We start from the raw sequence: 17,088 nt of genomic DNA, 5'->3' as shown, positions 1-17,088 counted from the left end.
TGCTTGGAAACGGCGGGCCGGTCTGCGTTGCAGAATCCGCTGTCGATGTAGGTGGCGTCCTACAGACGCCTTGTCGTCAATGAAACAAAATATTGCCAAGCGCTCGGTGACCGACCTGTGGCCGGGCGTTTGGCATCCCCCATCAGGTCGACGAAGACGGCCATCGCAAGCCCCACACCGGCTGCCCCCATCGACCATGTCCACACTGAAAACCTTCATCGTCGAGGACAACCCGCTGATCTACGAGAACCTCGTGTCCACGCTGGAAGAGCTGACCAGCGTCGAGGTGGTGGGCAGCGCGGGCGATGAGGCCAGCGCGGTGGCATGGCTGCACGAAGCGGGCAATCAGGTGGACCTGCTCATCATTGACATCTTCCTGCTCAATGGCTCCGGGCTCGGCGTGCTGCAGGCGGCCAAGGATGCCGGTCTGGCGGTGCGCCGGGTGGTGCTCACCAACTACGCGTCGGCCGACATCCGCCGCCGTTGTGCGGCACTGGGAGCGGACCGGGTCTTCGACAAGTCCTGCGAACTGGAAGAACTCATCACCTACTGCGCACGGGTGGCCGATGGCACCGCCACAGCACCCGGGGCACTGGGCTGAATCGGTGAGGAACCACCCGCCTGCTTTTTCCGGCTCACCGGGACAGTCTGCTGAAGCCGGGTGCATCGCTGGTATCTTCCGACCATGATCAAGTCGTCCATTGAGCGCGTGGCGCGCACGCGCTTCGTGATGCCCGTGGTGGTGGCGCTGGCGGTGATCACCGTGGCGGTGAACGAGAGCACCTACCAGCACTCCCATGCCACGCTGGAGCGCGGCATTGCGCTGACCGATGCCCACATCAAGGCCGCCAACACGCTGCAGGCCCTGACCGACGCCGAAACCGCGGCGCGGGCCTACCTGCTCAACGGCAACCAGACCGACCTGGACATCTACCGCACTTCGCTGAACGAACTGGACCAGGTGCAACGCGGCGCTTTCCAGCTCATTGAAAGCGTGGACCCGCAGCGCATCGTGTCGGTGGAAGCGGTGCGCACCCGCATCGCCGACCGCGTGGCCGAGATGGACGAATGGGTGGCCGCGGTGGACCAGGGGCAGCGCGTGCGCGCACGCACCCTGGCCAGCAGCGACCGCGGGCGGGCCGACCACGCCGAATTGCGACGGGATTTTGAAGCGGTTCTTGAGCGTGCGGAAGCCGTGCAGAACACCGCCCGTGCCTCGCTCTTCGACGCGATCATGCTGAACCGGCTCGCGCTGCACCTGGCGGTCGTGGTATCACTGGTGGCGCTGGGGCTGTTCCTGCGCCAGTTGCGCGAATTCGATGCCCAGAAGGCCCGCGAGAGCGATCACATGGCGCAACAGATCGCGCTGCGCACCGCCGAACTGCGGGAACTGGCCGGCTACCTGGTCAACACCCGCGAAGACGAACGGGGCCGCCTGGCACGCGAGTTGCACGACGAAATGGGCGGCCTGCTGACCGCCATGAAGCTCGAACTCGCACGCCTGCGGCGGGTGCCCGACGTGCCGGCGGTGGCGTTGCAGCGGGCCAGCGGCATCGAACAGCGGCTCAATGAAAGCATCGCGGTAAAGCGCCGCATCGTCGAGAACCTGCGACCGTCGTCGCTGGACCAGCTGGGGCTGGTGGCGGCGCTGGAAGTGCTGTGTGAAGACGCAGCGGCCTCGTTGAACATTCCGGTGGTCCACACCTTGTCGCCGGTGCCGCTGGACAAGGAGTCCGAGCTCACCGTGTACCGACTGGTGCAGGAGTCACTGACCAACATCAGCAAATACGCGCGCGCCAGCAACGTCTGGGTAACGCTGGAGCAGCGGGCCAACCGGGCGGTGGTGACCGTGCGGGACAACGGCATGGGTTTCCGGGTGGGCGACGTCGGGGCCGGCCACCACGGCTTGAGCGGCATGCGCGTGCGCGTGGAAGCCCACACTGGGCGGCTCACCATCGCCAGTGGCCCGGCACAGGGCACCCGTATCAGCGCCGAACTGCCCATCCGCACCAGCCCCGGCGCCACAGCGCCACCAGCCAGATCGGCGACCACCGCCTGAACCGCCAAGGCAGGTGCCTCGTCGGCCAATGAATCAACCGACCTGGGTGTATGCAGCAGCCTTGGAAAGCGCCTGATCGATGTCCCAGAGGATGTCGTCGATGTGCTCCAGCCCGACAGAGATGCGCACCATGTCGGGCAGCACACCGGCTGAAAGCTGTTGCGCAGCATCCAGCTGGCGATGGGTGGTACTGGCCGGGTGGCTGATCAGGGTGCGGGTGTCGCCGATGTTGACCAGATGGCTCATGAACTGGGCACCTTCGATGAAACGCACAGCGGCTTCCAGTGCGCCATTCGCGTGGCCCGCAACACCGCCGCCCTTCACACCAAACGCCAGCAGCCCGGAGGCGCCGCGCATCTGGCGCTGCACCAGCGCGTGCTGCGGGTGGTCGGGCAGGCCGGGGTAGTTGACCCAGCTCACCCTCGGATCGTCTTGCAGGTAGCGGGCCACGGCCAGCGCATTGCTGCAGTGGCGCTCCATGCGCAGGGGCAGCGTTTCCACCCCCTGCAGGATCTGCCAGGCGCTGGTGGGTGCCAGCGCCGCACCGAACACGCGCAGGCCCTCCATGCGGCAGCGCATGGTGAAGGCGAAGTTGCCGAAGGTCTCGTAGAACCTCACACCGTGATATCCGGGCGAAGGCTCGGTCATGCCGGGAAACCTGCCGTTGTCCCACGGAAAGTGGCCGCCTTCCACCACCACCCCTCCCAGCGTGGTGCCGTGGCCGGCGAGGTACTTGGTGGCGCTGTGGATGACGATGTCGGCCCCGAAGGCCACCGGGTTGCACAGGAAGGGGCTGGGCACCGTGTTGTCCACGATCAGCGGCAGGCCGTGGGCGTGGGCCATATCGGCGATCGCGGCGATGTCGAGCACCACCATGCTGGGATTGCCCAGCGTCTCGGCAAAAATGGCGCGCGTGTTCGGCTCGATGGCGGCGGAGAAGGCGGCTGGGTCGGTGGCGTCCACGAAGGTGGTGGTGATGCCGAACTTGCGCAGGTTCACCGCCAGCATGGTCACGCTGCCGCCATACAGCGCACCGGCGGCCACCACATGGTCGCCTGCCTGGAGCAAGGTGGTGAGGGCCAGGGTCTCAGCCGCCATGCCGCTGGCACAGGCCACGGCCGCCCGCGCGCCCTCCAGTGCCGCCACCCGCTCTTCCAGTGCGGCCACGGTGGGGTTCGACAGACGCGAGTACACGTTGCCGAAGGTCTGCAGGTTGAACAGGCTGGCGGCGTGGTCGGCGCTGTCGAACACGAAGCTGGTGGTCTGGTAGATCGGCAACGCCCGCGCGCCGGTGGCGGCGTCGGGAATCTGGCCGGCGTGGATGGCCAGGGTTTCGGGGTGGAAGTGGCGATCGGCCATGGGGTGCGGTGCGCTGTGGTGTGGTGTTGCGTCTGAGGCCGTCGAGAGTTTCAGGCCGAACGGCAGATGGATGTGGAACGGTCAGGGAAGGGGCCTTCTGGCGGAAATCACCTGGGTGTTCACCCCAGCCCAGTTCAAGCCGCCAAACAGTCGGGCATGCTCGATCTTCACGCAGCGGTCCCACACCGAATCGAGCCCGGCGGCGGTCGCAATGCGGTCGGCCGCTTCACTGCGCAGACCCAGCTGCTGCCACAGGCTTTTGGCACCGATGGCGACCGCACTCTGTGCGATGGGGGGAATGTCGACTTCCTTGCGGAACACATCCACCATGTCCACCGGGAACGGGATGTCTTCCAGCCGCGCATAGCACTTCTCCCCCAGGATCTCGGGGTACTTCGGATTCACAGGGACGATGCGGTAGCCGTGGTCCTGCAGGTACTTGGCCGCGAAGAAACTGGGGCGGTGCCATTCGGCCGAGAGGCCGACCACAGCAATGGTGCGGTCACGATGGAGGATGCGGCGCAGAGTGGGAATATCGTCCTGCATGAAGGGGCCCTGGCTGTCGTTTCGGAGCGGGCGAAGGCATGCCCACCACCCCACGTTACCAGAAGGTGCGGCGCACAGGAAGCACGCGGCCACGCAGAGGCGCGGGCATTCTTGATCTGAACGTGCAGACCGAAGCGGCCTGCAACGGCACGGCTCAGCGGGCGTTTTCCAGGTACCAGTAGCTGCGCTTGCGCTGGGGCGAGATCAAGGGGTTGACCTTGGTCGCCTCGATCGGAGAGCCCTTGGGGTTGATGCCACCGATGATGAAGGGCACACGCTTCTGGCCTTCGGTGGTGGTCCCATCCTCGTTGGTCTGGGTGTAGGTCACTTCGACCGTGCCGGCCACTGCACTGGGTGGCAGACCGCCCGTGGTCAGGATCTCCACCTGGGGTGCGGTACAGAACAGCGGCGCCGCGTAGACCCTGGCCTGGCCCAGATTGGCGCGGCACTCGGTGGCGGGCAAGGGCCGGTTGGTGCTGAAGTAGGTGATGCCGCCCACCGTCACCGGGGCGTTGACAATTTTTTCGCCGCGTACGTCCATCGAGAGATAGCAGCCCTGGGTGGCGTCAGCTGTCGATCCGACGGCCGCGAGATCCGTCGCCGTGATGGCGGTGGGCGTGGTGAGGGGAGGCACCTTGCTGGTATTGCGGTCGAACACCGTGAAAAACGCGTCTGCGCTGGTCGTGGCCAAAGGTTTTTCGCGGTCACCGGAACCGGCCATCACCGCGGTGTACTGGCGTGTCACGACCACATCGGGCGGATAAAGGAACTTGCGGGTGTTGCCACCCGCCAGCGCGGCCAGCTTGTACATCTCCCAGTCATCCACATCACCCTCGGCATCCTTCTCGAAATCGATGCGGTAAATGTTGCCGCCCACATCGACTGCATAGGCCCGGTCCACATAACCGTCGGCATCGGAATCCACGATGGCCACGTCGGCGGGAACGCTGCGATCGGTCTCGAACGATTTCAGCAGTTCGCCGCTGAAAGCATCGAGCACCAGCACCGCATTGCCCATGGTCGTGGTGCCCGGCGTGGCGGCGTCTTCGGCCACGGCGTCGTAGCCCCCACCCATGATCAGCACCGGGTTGGTGTTGCCACGGATGCGGGCAACGCGGGCCTCTGACCAGGTCTGTCCCAGCCTGGCGATGTTGGCGTTGGTTTTCTTCCAGAGAAAACGCGGCTGCAGGGGATTGGTCACATCCAGCGCGTACAGGAAGCGACCCCCGCGGCGCATGCCGAAGTAGAGGATGGCTCTTTCCGTGACGCCGGCAGCGTTGAGCTTCTGGTAGACGCTGATCGGGCCGTCCACGAAATAGTCCCGCGGGGTCGGCCGGTCGATTGCCGCTTCGTCCAGCACCAGGGACGTGGACAGGCGCACGGCGGGCGAGTTGTCGTACAGGCGTTTGAGGCGCGGGAAATGTTCCTGCGGCACAAACCCCCAGAGTTCGTTGCCGCCATTGGCATCGTTGTTGCCATTCACGGCACGCATCATTCCATCGTTGGAGCCGTAGTAAACCACCACGCCCGTGCTGCCGCCGTAGTCCACCACCGCAGGGCGGGCGTGCAGCACGTCACCGTGCACGGAAGGGCGGATGGTGGTGGCGCCGCCCGGGCCGAGTTCGTCGCCGCGGTTGTCGGTGCCACGCACCCAGTTGATCAGGGCCGTGCGGGACGTGGCGTCCGGCACGGCCAGCCCGGCGCTCGTGATCGCGGTGTTGCCAGAGGCGAACTCCGCACTGGCGTTGGTGGCCAGGTTGGTGCCGCTCCCACAACCCACGCAGGTGAACACCCTGCGATTGGCCTGGGTGGTCGCATTCTGGATGCGGATACGCTGCGCCACCCCGCCTTTTTCCACCACCTCGCCATCGGGCAAGTCGGAGGCCGAAGGGGGCGTGCCGATCAACTGGTTGGACCAGAACGTGCTGGCGGTGCTCCAGTACGACTCCGCCGAGGGCGAGAAGAACCCGGTCGCTCCGGTGACAGCCGGGTTGTCGTTGGCGTCGCTGAGGGCCAGCGTATCGGTGGTCGGGTCGTAGGAGAACTTGTACTGCTTGAGGTTGCCGCGCCAGCGCGGGGCCGCCCGCTGGTCGGGTCGGAAGGTGCCGAAATACACCTGGTTCTTGTAGGAGCCCCGGGCGTTGGTGCTGGCCGGCAAGCTGGCCGACGCGAACACGCTGTCGGCTGCCAGCATCTGGTTGAAGATGTTGGAGAGGGCCAGCTGGATTTCTTCGCCCCCGCCCACACCGGAATTGACGGCGAAATACTCGCCGCCACTCACGGCCGCCATGCTTTTGAGCAGCGCGGTCCAGCCCGGACCCTGGCCAGTGCGCACCGGATTCACGTCGATGGTGTACGTCGCGATGCCCAGCGAGCTTTGTCTCATGAAACGAGCCCACTCGTCGGCCTTGTTGGTGGCCGAACCGGTCGGGCCGTTGATGACGACCTCTGGCGGGCGCGTCAGCCCTTCTTCGCGGTAAGCCGCATCCAGGAATTCGGATGCCAAAGCGGTGTCCGACGTGTTGTCCTGGACTGCGCCGTTGCTGATGTAGATGATGTAGCTACGGTCACAGGTGCCACCCACACTGGGTGCGTTGTAACGGTTGGCATTCTTGCTTGCGAGCGCGTTGCCCGGAAGGCTGTAGATCGCCTGCGACTGTGCGTTGCCAACGGTGTTGCCAGTGAAATCGGTCTTGGCCTTGCCGTTGCCAGCGTAAGGAGCCTTGCCGGCCAGGTAGTAGTAGGCCTCGGCCATGGTGATGCCGGCCTTGCCGCCGCTGCTGCGGTCACCGAGACGATCCAGTCCGGAAAGCATGGCGCCGAGCTTGTTGCGGTAGTCTGCGTCGAGCGGTCGAATGGCAGAGCGCACGTAGCCACCGGCGGTGTTGTTGTTGTCGCCTCCGGTTTCGGTGAACAACATGAAACCGACCCGAAATCTGTTCACTGGCAATGCGTTGAATGCGTCAATCAGTGCCGCGATTTCGTATTCAAAAGCCTGACTCCAGTTGGCCGTGTTGTCCAGCACGAACAGCACGTTGGGCGCTTCGCCCGAACCTGAAGCGGAATAGATATCGATGTCGCTGGTGTACTGGGCCTGCGCACCGCCCGAGAGCGCGAGCCCCAGGCACAGCAGGCTCTTCTGGATCCAGGATCTGAGCGTGTGTGTCATGGCTTTTTCCTTTGGGACGAGGCGGCTCAGAGGCACTGGGCCTCCGCCTCGGTTTCCAGCACGCGGATGGACACGCCCTGGTGAATGGTGACGTCGGACGCGGTGGTGGCGTCCTGCACGCGCGCACCGATGTTCCATTCCATCGTGGCGCACAGCGAATTGCCGGCGGTGACCGCGGCACCCTCCTGTTCGATGCCGCTGGCCTGCACATTGCCACTCTGAAAACAGCTCAGGTCGTTGGCATTGGCGGGGTCGAGTTCGACCGACTTGATCACACGGGTGCGGAAGCAGTTGGGTTGGGGATCGAGCGTGGCGGTGTAGTCGACGGTACCGTTACCGTCGATGTCGATGGTCACTGGCGTGACGGCCACGGTTTCGGGCGCCGTGGCAAAGGTGCTGCTGCTGATGGTCTCTTCAATCGCCTTCTGGGCTGCGGCGAGGGATTCCTGGCGCGCCTGGGTGTTTCCCACGATGCGCAGGTCATTGGCCGAGCTCTTGAAGGCGTTGGCTGCCATCAGACTCATGAGCAGCAGCATGACCATGGCCACGATCAGCGTGACGCCTTGCTGGCGGTGCAGGGAGGTCATGGCGTTTCCCTCGGGCCGGCGACGTTATTGAGTCGGTTGGTCATCACGTACACGCGGCGTTTGAAGGTGTCGGCAAACGGGCCGCGCGCGCCTGCCAGCCCCAGGTTGAAGGTGCGGTCGCTGGTGAAGCCCGGCGTGGCTTCGGTGGTGCGGGTAAGCAGGTACACGCGCGCCGCCACCACATTGCTCCAGTCGTTATCGGCCCCTGCCACGCCGCTGAGACCGGTCTGGTACACGTCGGCGCTGCCGTTGGCGTCGGTGTCGAAGCCAAACTCGAAAGCGATGTCTTCCACGCCCTCGGCCAGTGGAACAGAAGCGAAGGCGGCACCTCGCAACTCGGCCACCTTGAGCGTGGGCACAGTGTCAATTCCACACTCGTTGCAACGGGCCACATAGTAGATACGGGTGATGTAGCGCTGTACCGTGTTGGCGGTTGCGCAATCCAGGGTGCGCAAGGTGAAATCCGCTGTGGCGGCGGCCAGCACGAACTTGGTGGCCACCGGGTCACTGACGCAGCGCGAAGTCTGCAGGTAAGGGGTGCCAGCCATCGCGGCGGCCGGCTGCAGGCGGGCGGTGTCCACACGGCGAATCAACAGGGCCGGCGTGCCCGCCAGATGGTTGTCCAGACAGGCGGCGGCTGCGGCTTCATCGGCAGCGAGGCCGGTGATGGCCACCGGCCCGGTGGCGGTCGCGGCGTTCCAGCCCAGTGTGCCCAGCGTGTTGGCGCAGGCATCGACAGGCCCGAACGTCAAATCTTCCACGACCACATCGCCGTAGTACCCGGCCATGCTGATGTCCTCGCCGATGACCTCCATTGCATAGCGGCCGTTGTCCAGCTGGCGCACGCTGCGTTCCTGCTCGAGGTTGCTGCGACTGCCGTTGACGTAAATGGTCACCAGCGCAGACAGCAAGGCAAGACCAATCGCCATGGCCACCAGCAGTTCCACCAGGGAGAGGCCGTGCTGGCGCGCGCGCCGGGCCGCAGAAGCAACACCCGCTGCCTGCAGGTCGACCCGTCGGCCCAAGACCAGTGGCTGCACGGCAGGGCGTTGCAGGTGCGTCTGCACATCACGGGACATGGCGGCAGAGTTCATCATGCGCCCAGGTCCGCAATTTGCACGCGTGTGGTGACAGCGCGGCGCGTGTCTTCGGAGGCATAGGCACCCTGGCCACAGGCCGTGGTGGGTGCGCCACTGGCCTGCACGCCCTGCCACACCAGGCTGATCACGTATTCGTTGGCCGCCGGACTGATGATGCAGGCACGCGCGTTGATCATGGCGCCCACACTCGCACCGTCTTCTTCTTCGGCCACACCCCGGATCAGGGAAGCCCACTCGCAGGTATCGGCCGCGACACGGCCCACCGCCAGGGCACAGTCACCCGGATCGGCCACCCCGATGTTGTCGGCCACGTACGCAGCGGCGTTCTCTCGATTCAAGGAAATGCGCTCGGCCATGTCGTTGATCAGCATCAGCGCCTGGGTGCGCTGGTAGCCCTCCAGTTGAGCCACCGACGTGCGGGCCTGAAAGCCGATGTAACCCAGCACACCGAATGCGGTGATGAGCAGCGAAATGAGGATCTCGAACAGCGCCATGCCTTGCTGCTTGTGGCGGGGGCTCGACGGGCAGGTGTGGTTCATGGGCACTCCACGGCCACACTCTTCGGGCGGCCCGACGGATCAATGGAAATGCAGCGGTAACGGTTGCGGCTGGTGGTGGTGAGTTCGAAGCGCACGATGTTGGCGTTGCTGCTGCGGCCGTTGCGGTCGAACACCACATTGGCTGTGACCGTGTCCATGCTCACGCCGGTGCCCGGGGCACGCTGTTCGCTCAGCTGGTCACCCCCGTCCACCACCGCCACCGTCCAGCCGCCCGACCAGGCATCGGCGACCGGTGTGATGGCCACATTGCCGCCGCGTTTGATCGCCTCGCTGCGGGCCAGTGTGAGATCGCTGACCAGGCCAAAGGCGGTGTCGCGCAGGCGCTGGGCCTCGATCAGCTCACGGAACGACGGTGTTGCCAAGGCGGCCAGAATGGCCGCCATGGCCACAGTCACCATGAGTTCGATCAATGTGAACCCGGCGTGACGGGTGAGAAGGGCGCGGTTCATGGGGCCTTCACCAGCAGTTCGCTGGCGTCTTGGCACCGGTCTGATTGAGGGTGAGCACGCCGCAGGTGTCGTTCACCTGGCCGTTGATGGGCGTGGCGGTGGCCACGAAACCGGGCATGGCGCCCGCACCCACGGTCAGTGTGACGTTGTAGCGCGTGGTGAGCGAGGGGGGCACGACCACGTTCAGGGCGGCCAGCGTGGCGGCAAAGGCACGGGTGTCCAGCAACCGCTGCTGCTGGCGCAAGGCCAGGTCCTGCATCAGGGACTGCACTTCAGCGCGCTTGGAACGCCGCACGTATTCTTCGTATGAGGGGTAGGCGATGGCCGCCAGAATGCCCACGATGGCGACGACGATCATCACTTCGATGAGCGTGAAACCAGTCTGGCGCGAGGAATGGGACATGTTCTTAGATGTAAATATGCATATTGTTTCCTTTTGATACTCCCCGGAGTTGCGGTAGTGTCGCGTGGGCCAGAGATGAACGGTCGATAACGGGGCTTGAGCGGTCCCGAGTGTGAAAAATGACACCCGGGAACTACCACTTATGGATAGGCCGCGAAAACTGCAGAACCTGGCAATGGCCGGTTTCATCGACCATCAACCATTGCCGAACTGTGAAAGCACCGAATTGGGGCGCGGAAGATATGGTTGAGTGCAGCAGACGGCCATGGCGACAAGGCAACAAGGCAACAAGCAAGACAAATCACGACCGTCATTTGAGCGTTTTCAATGTTCACCCAAGACATTGATAGGCGCCCAGTACACAGCGGCTGTGCGCCACGACCTGACCAAACATCACAGCCAATGCGAAGGAAATCACGGGTTGTTACAAGGTGCCTGGAAGCCCCGGAATATTCTTGCTCCCACTCCGTTTTGTCTGTGCGCCCTCCATCCTGGGGGCGACTCGCATTCACAGGAGAAAACCATGCACCTCACGACCCATCCGTTTTCGCGTTCCGTTTCATTCAATGATCTTCGCTCTTCCCTTGCGCTCTGGCCGCTTGCCTTGTTTGCTGGCGTGCTGACAGCCTGCGGCGGGGGTGGCGGAGGTGGCGAGGCTGAGGCAGCGCCGGTATCGCTGGCGGCCGCCCCTGCGCTGCCTGCAGGACCCCTGCCGGTTCCCAACACCTTGTACAGCTGCGGCAACGTGGCGTTGGGTGCGGTCTCGTCCGGCAACATCGAAGTGCCTGCTGGCCAGGTCTGTGTGCTGCAGAACACCCGGGTGGACGGAAACATCAAGCTCAACGCAGGCAGTGTGCTGGACGCGCGCGATGTGGAAGTGATCGGCAATGTGCAGGGCGACGGCGCCGCCAGCGTGCTGCTGGCTGGCAACACACGCCTCACCGGCAGCGTGCAGGTCAAACAGGGCCAACGGGCCACGGTGGTCAGCAGCACCATCAACGGCGACATCCAGTTTGAAAGCAACCGGGGCCAGCTGATCGCCCAGGGCAACCGCGTGGGCGGCAACATCCAGGTGTTCAGCAACCGCGGCGGTGCGACCCTCAACAGCAACCGCATCAACGGCAACCTGCAATGCAAGGACAACAACCCCGCACCGCAGGGCTCGGGCAACACCGCCGCATCGCTGGAGGACCAGTGCAGCGGGCTGGGTGGCGCGGGCACCCCGACGGGTGGTACGGGCGGTACGGGTGGCGGCAACAACCCGCCGGCCAACCCGCCCCCGGGCGACACCTCCAGCCTTCCTTCGGCCACCTTCGCCAACGGCAGCAATGTCACCTGCCAGAACGTGAGCCTGGGTGCGCAGACCTACGCCAACGTGAGCGTGCCGGGCGGTGCCCGCTGCGAGCTCATCGGCACGCGGCTCACCGGCAACATCCAGCTCGGATCCGGGGCCTCGGTGGACGCACGCAACGTGGCGGTCAACGGCAACCTGCAGGGCGACCGGGTAGGCGTGGTGCAGGTCAGCGCAGGCACCTACGGGGGTTCGATCCAGATCAAGAACGGCCAGCGCGTGGTGGTCAACGGCGCGGCCGTGGGCGGCAATGTGCAGCTGGAAGAAAACCCGGGCTCGATTTCGCTGCTGAACCTGCGGGTGGATGGCGACATCCAGATCTTCAAAAACCGCGGCGGCGCGACCCTGAACGGCAACCGCGCACGCGGCAACCTCCAATGCAAGGAAAACGCGCCTGCCCCCACCGGCTCGGGCAACACGGCGTCGTCCAAAGAAGACCAGTGCGCGGCACTTTGATCGGGTCTTGCGTCCTGCGTGAAACGCCCTTCGCGGGGTCGCCACAGCGCGGAGGGGCGTCAACCCCCTGCGTTGGCCGCCCGGGGCTGTGGTGCAGGCGATACCATGCAGACTTCTGACCCAGCGGCAGCGCCCCTGCCCACGCCATGGCCCGCATCGCCGTCATCGATTTTGAAACCACCGGCATCTCGCCCAACATGGGCGACCGCGCCACCGAAGTGGCGATCGTGCTCACCGAAGCCGGCCGGGTGGTGGACCGCTTCCAGAGCCTGATGAACGCGGGCGTGCGCATCCCGTCGTTCATCACCCAGCTCACTGGCATCACCAACGCCATGATCGCCGCAGCGCCACCGGCAGAAGCCGTGATGACGGACGCCGCCCGCTTTGTCGGCGACACCCCGCTGGTGGCCCACAACGCCGGGTTTGACCAGCGCTACTGGCAAGCCGAACTGAGCCGCGCAGGCCTGCCGGCACCGCACCCGTTTGCCTGCACCGTGCTGCTGTCGCGCCGGCTGTACCCAGAGGTGCCCAGCCACAGGCTCGGCGTGCTGGTGGACTGGTTTCAGCTGCCGCGCACCGGACAGGCGCACCGCGCCCTGGCCGATGCCGAGATGGCCGCCGAGCTGCTCGCGCGAATCCAGCGCGACCTCTGCGAGCGCCACGGCGTGGTCGACCCCCACCATGGCTTCCTGATGTCCCTGCAGCGCTGCGCCAGAAAAGCCTTGCCCAAGCTGCTAGGAACGAACGCCGGCGTTCAACGGTTGGGACGCGCAGGAGGGTGACGCTGACGTTTGGTGGCGCCGGCCTTGCAGCTCATGCACGACGGCCGCGACCACCCCGCCGCGTGTCTCGCGATCGCTGGCTGAATGGATGCCCTGAAACATTCGGCTGCGACAATCGCGGCATCATGACCCAGCACGTTCACCCCGCCGCCTCTCTGTCCACGCACGACACCACCCGAATCGACGACCTGCGCATTGGCGCGGTGCGCCCCTTGATCACGCCCGCGCTTCTGCAGGAGTGGCTGCCTGCGCCAGATGCGGTGCAGGCGCTGGTGGAAAGCAGCCGCAAAGCCATCTCGCAGGTGCTGCACGGGCGCGACGACCGCCTGATCGTGGTGGTGGGTCCGTGCTCCATCCACGATCACGACCAGGCCATGGCGTACGCGCGCCAGCTGAAGGCACAGACCGATGCGCACGCCAGCGAACTGCTCATCGTCATGCGCGTGTACTTTGAAAAACCACGTACCACCGTGGGCTGGAAGGGCTACATCAACGACCCGCACCTGGATGGCAGCTTCGCGATCAACGAAGGACTGGAAATGGCCCGCCAGCTGCTGCTGGACGTGCTGGCGCTGGGCCTGCCGGTGGGCACCGAATTCCTGGATCTGTTGAGCCCGCAGTTCATCAGCGATCTGGTGAGCTGGGGTGCCATCGGCGCGCGCACCACCGAGAGCCAGAGTCACCGCCAGCTCGCCAGCGGCCTGAGCTGCCCGGTTGGCTTCAAGAACGGCACCGACGGGGGTGTGAAAGTGGCCAGCGACGCTATCCTGGCCGCGCAGGCGCCACACGCGTTCATGGGCATGACCAAGATGGGCCAGGCCGCCATCTTCGAGACGCGCGGCAATGCCGATTGCCATGTCATCCTGCGCGGCGGCAAGGCGCCGAACTACAGCGCAGACGATGTGAATGCGACCTGCGCCGTGCTCAAGGCCGGAGGGCTGCGTGAACAGGTGATGATCGATGTGTCACATGCCAACAGCAGCAAGCAGCACCGCAAGCAGATCGAGGTGGCGGCCGACGTGGCGAGGCAGATCGCCGCAGGTGACCACCGCATCACCGGGCTGATGATCGAGAGCCATATCAACGAAGGGCGGCAGGACATCGTGCCCGGCCAGCCGCTCAAGCAAGGCGTGAGCGTGACCGACGCCTGCATCGGTTTCGAGCAGACCGTGCCGGTGCTGCAAGCACTCGCCGATGCGGTACGGACAAGGAGGGGATGAACAGATCCAGCCTCGGGCTCAGGAAGCAGCATCATGGATCCTGCTCCTTGCATTGCAGTCCAGCAAGCATGCGAACATGGAAAGTTCAAGGACCGAAAGACCGACATGCGACTGCCCTGGCGAGCGAGCACCCCACCCACGTTGAACCTGGCACTGCAGGGCGGCGGTGCGCATGGCGCCTTCACCTGGGGGGTGCTCGATGCCTTGCTGGAGGACGGCAGGCTGGGCTTTGACGGGGTGAGTGGCACCAGTGCCGGGGCGATGAACGCGGTGGTGCTGGCCCAGGGGTTGATGACGGGTGGAAACGAAGGAGCTCGAGAGGCCCTGCGCAGCTTCTGGACGGCCGTTGCCAGCAGCCTGCCGTTTGAGGGTGCCGTACCCACGGCCGATGGCCTGGGCTTCCGGCTCGCCCCGGCCATGCGACTGATGCTGCAGTGGACACACTACCTGTCGCCCGAGCAGCTCAACCCCTTTGACCACAATCCGCTGCGCGATGTGATCAAGACGCAGATCGATTTTGAACAACTGCGCGTCCGTTCACCAGTGAGGCTGTTCATTGCGGCCACCGAAGCCAACACCGGCCGGCTGCGTCTGTTCCAGAACCCGGAGATCAGCCTGGACGCGCTGCTGGCCTCGGCCTGCCTGCCCCGGCTGCACCGCAGCGTGCTGATCGACGGCCAGCCACATTGGGACGGCGGCTATTCAGCCAATCCTGCCGTCTATCCGCTGCTGCTGGATTGCCAGGCTCGCGACACGCTGCTGATCTTGCTCACGCCACTGACCTGGGGAGACGCGCCCAAGTCGGCCAAGGACATCGATCAGCGCACGATGGAACTGGCTTTCAATGCCACGTTTCTACGGGAAATGCGCCTGATTGCCCAATTGGGCTCGCGCGCCCTGGACACCCCTCGGTGGCGCCGGGGCCAGCTGGAAAACCGACTGGCTCAGGCCCGGTTTCACGCCATCGAGCCCGGTGAACTGATGCGTGAACTGGGCTCTGAAACGAAGGCGGCGGCGGGGCAGCGCTTTTTCGAAATGCTGTTCACGCTGGGGCGGGAACACGGACAGCGCTGGCTTCTGGACCATTTTTCCGACGTGGGCGCGCACAGCTCGGCAGACTTGAAGCAGCTTTTCGGCTGAACTGCCAACCTCGTTGCGAGCAAGGGCATCCCCCAGCCAACGCGCGAAGGTGTCAAATCCGACAGGGGCGGTGCGATCAAGGATTTCCCGGTGGATAAAGTCGCGGATTTCAGGCGTACTTAATGAGCGCCACACAACACCACACAGGAGCAACCCATGTCGACATTCAACCTTCAGGGACGAGCGGCATTGGTTACTGGCGGGGCTCGCGGGCTGGGTGCGGGAATGGCCCGGGCACTCGCGCAGGCTGGTGCAGCGGTGATGATTGGCGACGTGCGGGTGGATGAGGGTCGTCAGGCCACGCGCGAACTGGGAGCGGCCGGAGGCGATGTCGCATTCATTGAACTGGACGTGACGGACGAGGCACAGTGGCTGGTTGCCGCCAACGCCATGCTGGAGAACTTCGGACGATTTGACATCCTGATCAACAACGCCGGCATCGAAGAGACCGCCTTGCTGGTCAACCTGGACCCCGAGGCCCTGCGCTGCATGCTGGACGTGAACATCGTGGGCACCGCCCTGGGCCTCAAACACGCGTTTCGGGTGATGCGCCCGGGCGGTGAAGCCGGCAAGGGAGGTGTTGTGGTGAACATCGCGTCTGTGGCGGCCACCATCGCATTTCCGGCGATTGCCGGCTATTCGGCCACCAAGTCGGCCGTGGACCGCCTCACCCGCGTGGCGGCCATGGAATCAGGCAAGCTGGGTTACGGGGTGCGCGTGAACGCCATTTATCCCGGTCTGGTGCCCACCGACATGGGCATGAAGCTCGCCAGCGACGTCGTGGCGGCCGGGCTGTTTGCCTCGCCAGCAGCGGCGGTGGCCGCCATCGTCGATCAGACACCGCTGGGACGCCTGGGCACGGTGGAAGACATGGCCGATGCCGTGGCATTCCTGTGTTCGGACGCGGCAAAGTTCATCACCGGCGTGGGCCTGCCGGTGGATGGGGGCATGGGCATGTGATACCACCCCCTGGGAGCTTGGCCGATCAAACGCCCGGCCAGCTCAGAAGACCCCGTTCAGCGCGGCTTGCGCGGCACCATCGGGCCGCGGCCCTCGATGTGGCGGAAGTTGATGCGGCCCTTGGTCAGGTCGTAGGGCGAGAGTTCAAGAGAAACCCGGTCACCCGCCAGGATGCGGATGTGGTTTTTCTTCATCTTGCCCGCTGAGTAAGCAATCAACTGGTGCCCGTTGTCCAGCGTCACGCGAAAACGCGTGTCTGGCAGCACTTCGTTGACGATGCCCATCATGTCAATCAGTTCTTCTTTGGCCATGGTGTTTTCCTTTTCCTGAAGTATCGGTCAGTTCGGTCGCACCGACAGGCGCGCTGTGTCGTGCACCCAGTCAATGCCTTGCGCGAGGGCGTAGTCGACCGCCGCGTCGTGTGTGGGAAATGCACTGTCAAAGCGCATGAGGCGGGCAGTGGATGCGCTGCCGCTGCCGCTGGCGATGGACACCTGCGCGGCAAACAATCCGCCCGGCAGTGGACGGGGGCAGGCCGCAATGCGGTACTTGCCCAAGGTGAGTGGCGAGAGTCTCGTCGTTTTAATCGTTGTCGTATGAATCATCAAAAAGCACTGAAGGGCTGGATTCGCAGCAACCGCCGCAAAACCGGATACGCCCACAAAAAACACATTGGCAGCCCCAGGCGCCGGGGTACCCTACTGAATCATCCGGATATGACGAGGTGTTGACACACCTCGCCAGAACCGGCGCACGAGCCTCGGCAGGGGCATCGGCGACAGGAGGGAGGTATTGCCACGGCGCCGGGCTTGCAAAGGCACGGGGCTGGCATGGCCCGCCATGGAGGGGCTTGACTGGCAAACCCTCTGCCGGGGTTCATGCATCGGTTCATCAAGACCCGGACGCGGCCAGTCGCTCAAGGCGAACCAGTTAATGTAACACCGGTG

At 64.8% G+C, this 17,088-nt stretch carries 18 protein-coding genes; 8 read left to right on the top strand and 10 right to left on the bottom strand.

The window, feature by feature from the left end; translation table 11 throughout:
- The first annotated feature begins 196 nt into the window (after positions 1–196).
- Positions 197–601 carry a response regulator gene (locus Q7V46_RS17395; RefSeq protein ID WP_304914828.1) on the top strand — a complete coding sequence of 135 codons (405 nt, stop codon included), beginning with the start codon at positions 197–199 and terminating at the stop codon, positions 599–601.
- An 84-nt stretch (positions 602–685) separates the two neighbouring features.
- Positions 686–2,059 carry an ATP-binding protein gene (locus tag Q7V46_RS17390; protein ID WP_304914827.1) on the top strand — a complete coding sequence of 458 codons (1,374 nt, stop codon included), beginning with the start codon at positions 686–688 and terminating at the stop codon, positions 2,057–2,059.
- Positions 2,060–2,092: 33 nt separating this feature from the next.
- On the opposite strand, the gene Q7V46_RS17385 is transcribed toward Q7V46_RS17390, so the two are convergent.
- Together Q7V46_RS17385 and Q7V46_RS17380 are read right to left on the bottom strand one after the other, a co-directional pair.
- Positions 2,093–3,418, bottom strand: a complete 1,326-nt coding sequence (locus Q7V46_RS17385) for an O-acetylhomoserine aminocarboxypropyltransferase/cysteine synthase family protein (protein ID WP_304914826.1) — start codon at positions 3,416–3,418, stop codon at positions 2,093–2,095.
- 81 nt (positions 3,419–3,499) lie between these two features.
- Positions 3,500–3,964: a CoA-binding protein gene (locus tag Q7V46_RS17380; RefSeq protein ID WP_304914825.1), complete on the bottom strand. Its 465-nt coding sequence runs from the start codon at positions 3,962–3,964 to the stop codon at positions 3,500–3,502.
- Between the two features lie 38 nt (positions 3,965–4,002).
- Here Q7V46_RS17380 and Q7V46_RS17375 point away from each other — a divergent pair, with 38 nt between their 5' ends.
- Positions 4,003–4,146 (top strand): hypothetical protein, encoded by a 144-nt coding sequence (locus tag Q7V46_RS17375; protein ID WP_304914824.1) that lies wholly within the window; start codon positions 4,003–4,005, stop codon positions 4,144–4,146.
- Here the strand turns inward: Q7V46_RS17375 and Q7V46_RS17370 are convergent.
- The 6 genes from Q7V46_RS17370 to Q7V46_RS17345 are packed head-to-tail and all read right to left on the bottom strand — an operon-like array spanning position 4,119 to position 10,232.
- Entirely contained in the window at positions 4,119–7,133 is a 3,015-nt protein-coding gene (locus Q7V46_RS17370) for a pilus assembly protein (protein WP_304914823.1), read from the bottom strand. The genes Q7V46_RS17375 and Q7V46_RS17370 overlap by 28 nt on opposite strands.
- Before the next feature lie 26 nt (positions 7,134–7,159).
- Entirely contained in the window at positions 7,160–7,720 is a 561-nt protein-coding gene (locus tag Q7V46_RS17365; protein WP_304914822.1) for a PilX N-terminal domain-containing pilus assembly protein, read from the bottom strand.
- Positions 7,717–8,817, bottom strand: coding sequence for a PilW family protein (locus tag Q7V46_RS17360; RefSeq protein ID WP_304914821.1), 1,101 nt, complete (start codon positions 8,815–8,817; stop codon positions 7,717–7,719). The genes Q7V46_RS17365 and Q7V46_RS17360 overlap by 4 nt, the downstream gene beginning before the upstream one ends.
- The gene (locus Q7V46_RS17355) at positions 8,814–9,359 is read right to left on the bottom strand and encodes a type IV pilus modification protein PilV (RefSeq protein WP_304914820.1); all 546 of its coding nucleotides are present in this window, start codon (positions 9,357–9,359) and stop codon (positions 8,814–8,816) included. Before Q7V46_RS17355 ends, Q7V46_RS17360 begins: the two co-directional genes overlap by 4 nt.
- Positions 9,356–9,829 (bottom strand): GspH/FimT family protein, encoded by a 474-nt coding sequence (locus Q7V46_RS17350; RefSeq protein ID WP_304914819.1) that lies wholly within the window; start codon positions 9,827–9,829, stop codon positions 9,356–9,358. The genes Q7V46_RS17355 and Q7V46_RS17350 overlap by 4 nt, the downstream gene beginning before the upstream one ends.
- A gap of 7 nt (positions 9,830–9,836) precedes the next feature.
- Positions 9,837–10,232, bottom strand: a complete 396-nt coding sequence (locus Q7V46_RS17345; protein ID WP_304914818.1) for a type IV pilin protein — start codon at positions 10,230–10,232, stop codon at positions 9,837–9,839.
- A 523-nt stretch (positions 10,233–10,755) separates the two neighbouring features.
- Between Q7V46_RS17345 and Q7V46_RS17340 the strand changes: the two genes are divergently transcribed.
- The 5 genes from Q7V46_RS17340 (at position 10,756) to Q7V46_RS17320 (ending at position 16,141) form a co-directional block, all read left to right on the top strand.
- On the top strand, positions 10,756–12,039 hold the full coding sequence (locus Q7V46_RS17340; protein ID WP_304914817.1) for a hypothetical protein: 1,284 nt from the start codon (positions 10,756–10,758) through the stop codon (positions 12,037–12,039).
- Positions 12,040–12,185: 146 nt separating this feature from the next.
- A complete protein-coding gene (locus tag Q7V46_RS17335; protein WP_304914816.1) occupies positions 12,186–12,821 on the top strand; it encodes a PolC-type DNA polymerase III in 636 nt (211 codons plus the stop codon).
- Between the two features lie 125 nt (positions 12,822–12,946).
- The gene (locus Q7V46_RS17330; protein WP_304914815.1) at positions 12,947–14,041 is read left to right on the top strand and encodes a 3-deoxy-7-phosphoheptulonate synthase; all 1,095 of its coding nucleotides are present in this window, start codon (positions 12,947–12,949) and stop codon (positions 14,039–14,041) included.
- 33 nt (positions 14,042–14,074) lie between these two features.
- On the top strand, positions 14,075–15,181 hold the full coding sequence (locus tag Q7V46_RS17325) for a patatin-like phospholipase family protein (RefSeq protein ID WP_304914814.1): 1,107 nt from the start codon (positions 14,075–14,077) through the stop codon (positions 15,179–15,181).
- A 156-nt stretch (positions 15,182–15,337) separates the two neighbouring features.
- Positions 15,338–16,141 (top strand): SDR family NAD(P)-dependent oxidoreductase, encoded by an 804-nt coding sequence (locus Q7V46_RS17320; protein WP_304914813.1) that lies wholly within the window; start codon positions 15,338–15,340, stop codon positions 16,139–16,141.
- 56 nt (positions 16,142–16,197) lie between these two features.
- On the opposite strand, the gene infA is transcribed toward Q7V46_RS17320, so the two are convergent.
- Positions 16,198–16,452, bottom strand: a complete 255-nt coding sequence (gene infA, locus Q7V46_RS17315) for a translation initiation factor IF-1 (RefSeq protein WP_056265133.1) — start codon at positions 16,450–16,452, stop codon at positions 16,198–16,200.
- Positions 16,453–16,479: 27 nt separating this feature from the next.
- On the bottom strand, positions 16,480–16,746 hold the full coding sequence (locus Q7V46_RS17310; protein WP_304914812.1) for a hypothetical protein: 267 nt from the start codon (positions 16,744–16,746) through the stop codon (positions 16,480–16,482).
- Positions 16,747–17,088: the final 342 nt, after the last annotated feature.

Source organism: Hydrogenophaga sp., assembly GCF_030651625.1.
Classification (GTDB): domain Bacteria; phylum Pseudomonadota; class Gammaproteobacteria; order Burkholderiales; family Burkholderiaceae_C; genus Hydrogenophaga.
Note: the sequence above shows the minus strand (reverse complement) of the source record. Positions and strands in the feature narration are given on the sequence as shown.

Coding starts and splice junctions, on each gene's coding strand:
- Q7V46_RS17395 (WP_304914828.1), top strand. CDS start 197: ATGTCCACACTGAAAACCTTCATCGTCGAGGACAACCCGCTGATCTAC.
- Q7V46_RS17390 (WP_304914827.1), top strand. CDS start 686: ATGATCAAGTCGTCCATTGAGCGCGTGGCGCGCACGCGCTTCGTGATG.
- Q7V46_RS17385 (WP_304914826.1), bottom strand. CDS start 3,418: ATGGCCGATCGCCACTTCCACCCCGAAACCCTGGCCATCCACGCCGGC.
- Q7V46_RS17380 (WP_304914825.1), bottom strand. CDS start 3,964: ATGCAGGACGATATTCCCACTCTGCGCCGCATCCTCCATCGTGACCGC.
- Q7V46_RS17375 (WP_304914824.1), top strand. CDS start 4,003: ATGCCCACCACCCCACGTTACCAGAAGGTGCGGCGCACAGGAAGCACG.
- Q7V46_RS17370 (WP_304914823.1), bottom strand. CDS start 7,133: ATGACACACACGCTCAGATCCTGGATCCAGAAGAGCCTGCTGTGCCTG.
- Q7V46_RS17365 (WP_304914822.1), bottom strand. CDS start 7,720: ATGACCTCCCTGCACCGCCAGCAAGGCGTCACGCTGATCGTGGCCATG.
- Q7V46_RS17360 (WP_304914821.1), bottom strand. CDS start 8,817: ATGATGAACTCTGCCGCCATGTCCCGTGATGTGCAGACGCACCTGCAA.
- Q7V46_RS17355 (WP_304914820.1), bottom strand. CDS start 9,359: ATGAACCACACCTGCCCGTCGAGCCCCCGCCACAAGCAGCAAGGCATG.
- Q7V46_RS17350 (WP_304914819.1), bottom strand. CDS start 9,829: ATGAACCGCGCCCTTCTCACCCGTCACGCCGGGTTCACATTGATCGAA.
- Q7V46_RS17345 (WP_304914818.1), bottom strand. CDS start 10,232: ATGTCCCATTCCTCGCGCCAGACTGGTTTCACGCTCATCGAAGTGATG.
- Q7V46_RS17340 (WP_304914817.1), top strand. CDS start 10,756: ATGCACCTCACGACCCATCCGTTTTCGCGTTCCGTTTCATTCAATGAT.
- Q7V46_RS17335 (WP_304914816.1), top strand. CDS start 12,186: ATGGCCCGCATCGCCGTCATCGATTTTGAAACCACCGGCATCTCGCCC.
- Q7V46_RS17330 (WP_304914815.1), top strand. CDS start 12,947: ATGACCCAGCACGTTCACCCCGCCGCCTCTCTGTCCACGCACGACACC.
- Q7V46_RS17325 (WP_304914814.1), top strand. CDS start 14,075: ATGGATCCTGCTCCTTGCATTGCAGTCCAGCAAGCATGCGAACATGGA.
- Q7V46_RS17320 (WP_304914813.1), top strand. CDS start 15,338: ATGTCGACATTCAACCTTCAGGGACGAGCGGCATTGGTTACTGGCGGG.
- infA (WP_056265133.1), bottom strand. CDS start 16,452: ATGGCCAAAGAAGAACTGATTGACATGATGGGCATCGTCAACGAAGTG.
- Q7V46_RS17310 (WP_304914812.1), bottom strand. CDS start 16,746: ATGATTCATACGACAACGATTAAAACGACGAGACTCTCGCCACTCACC.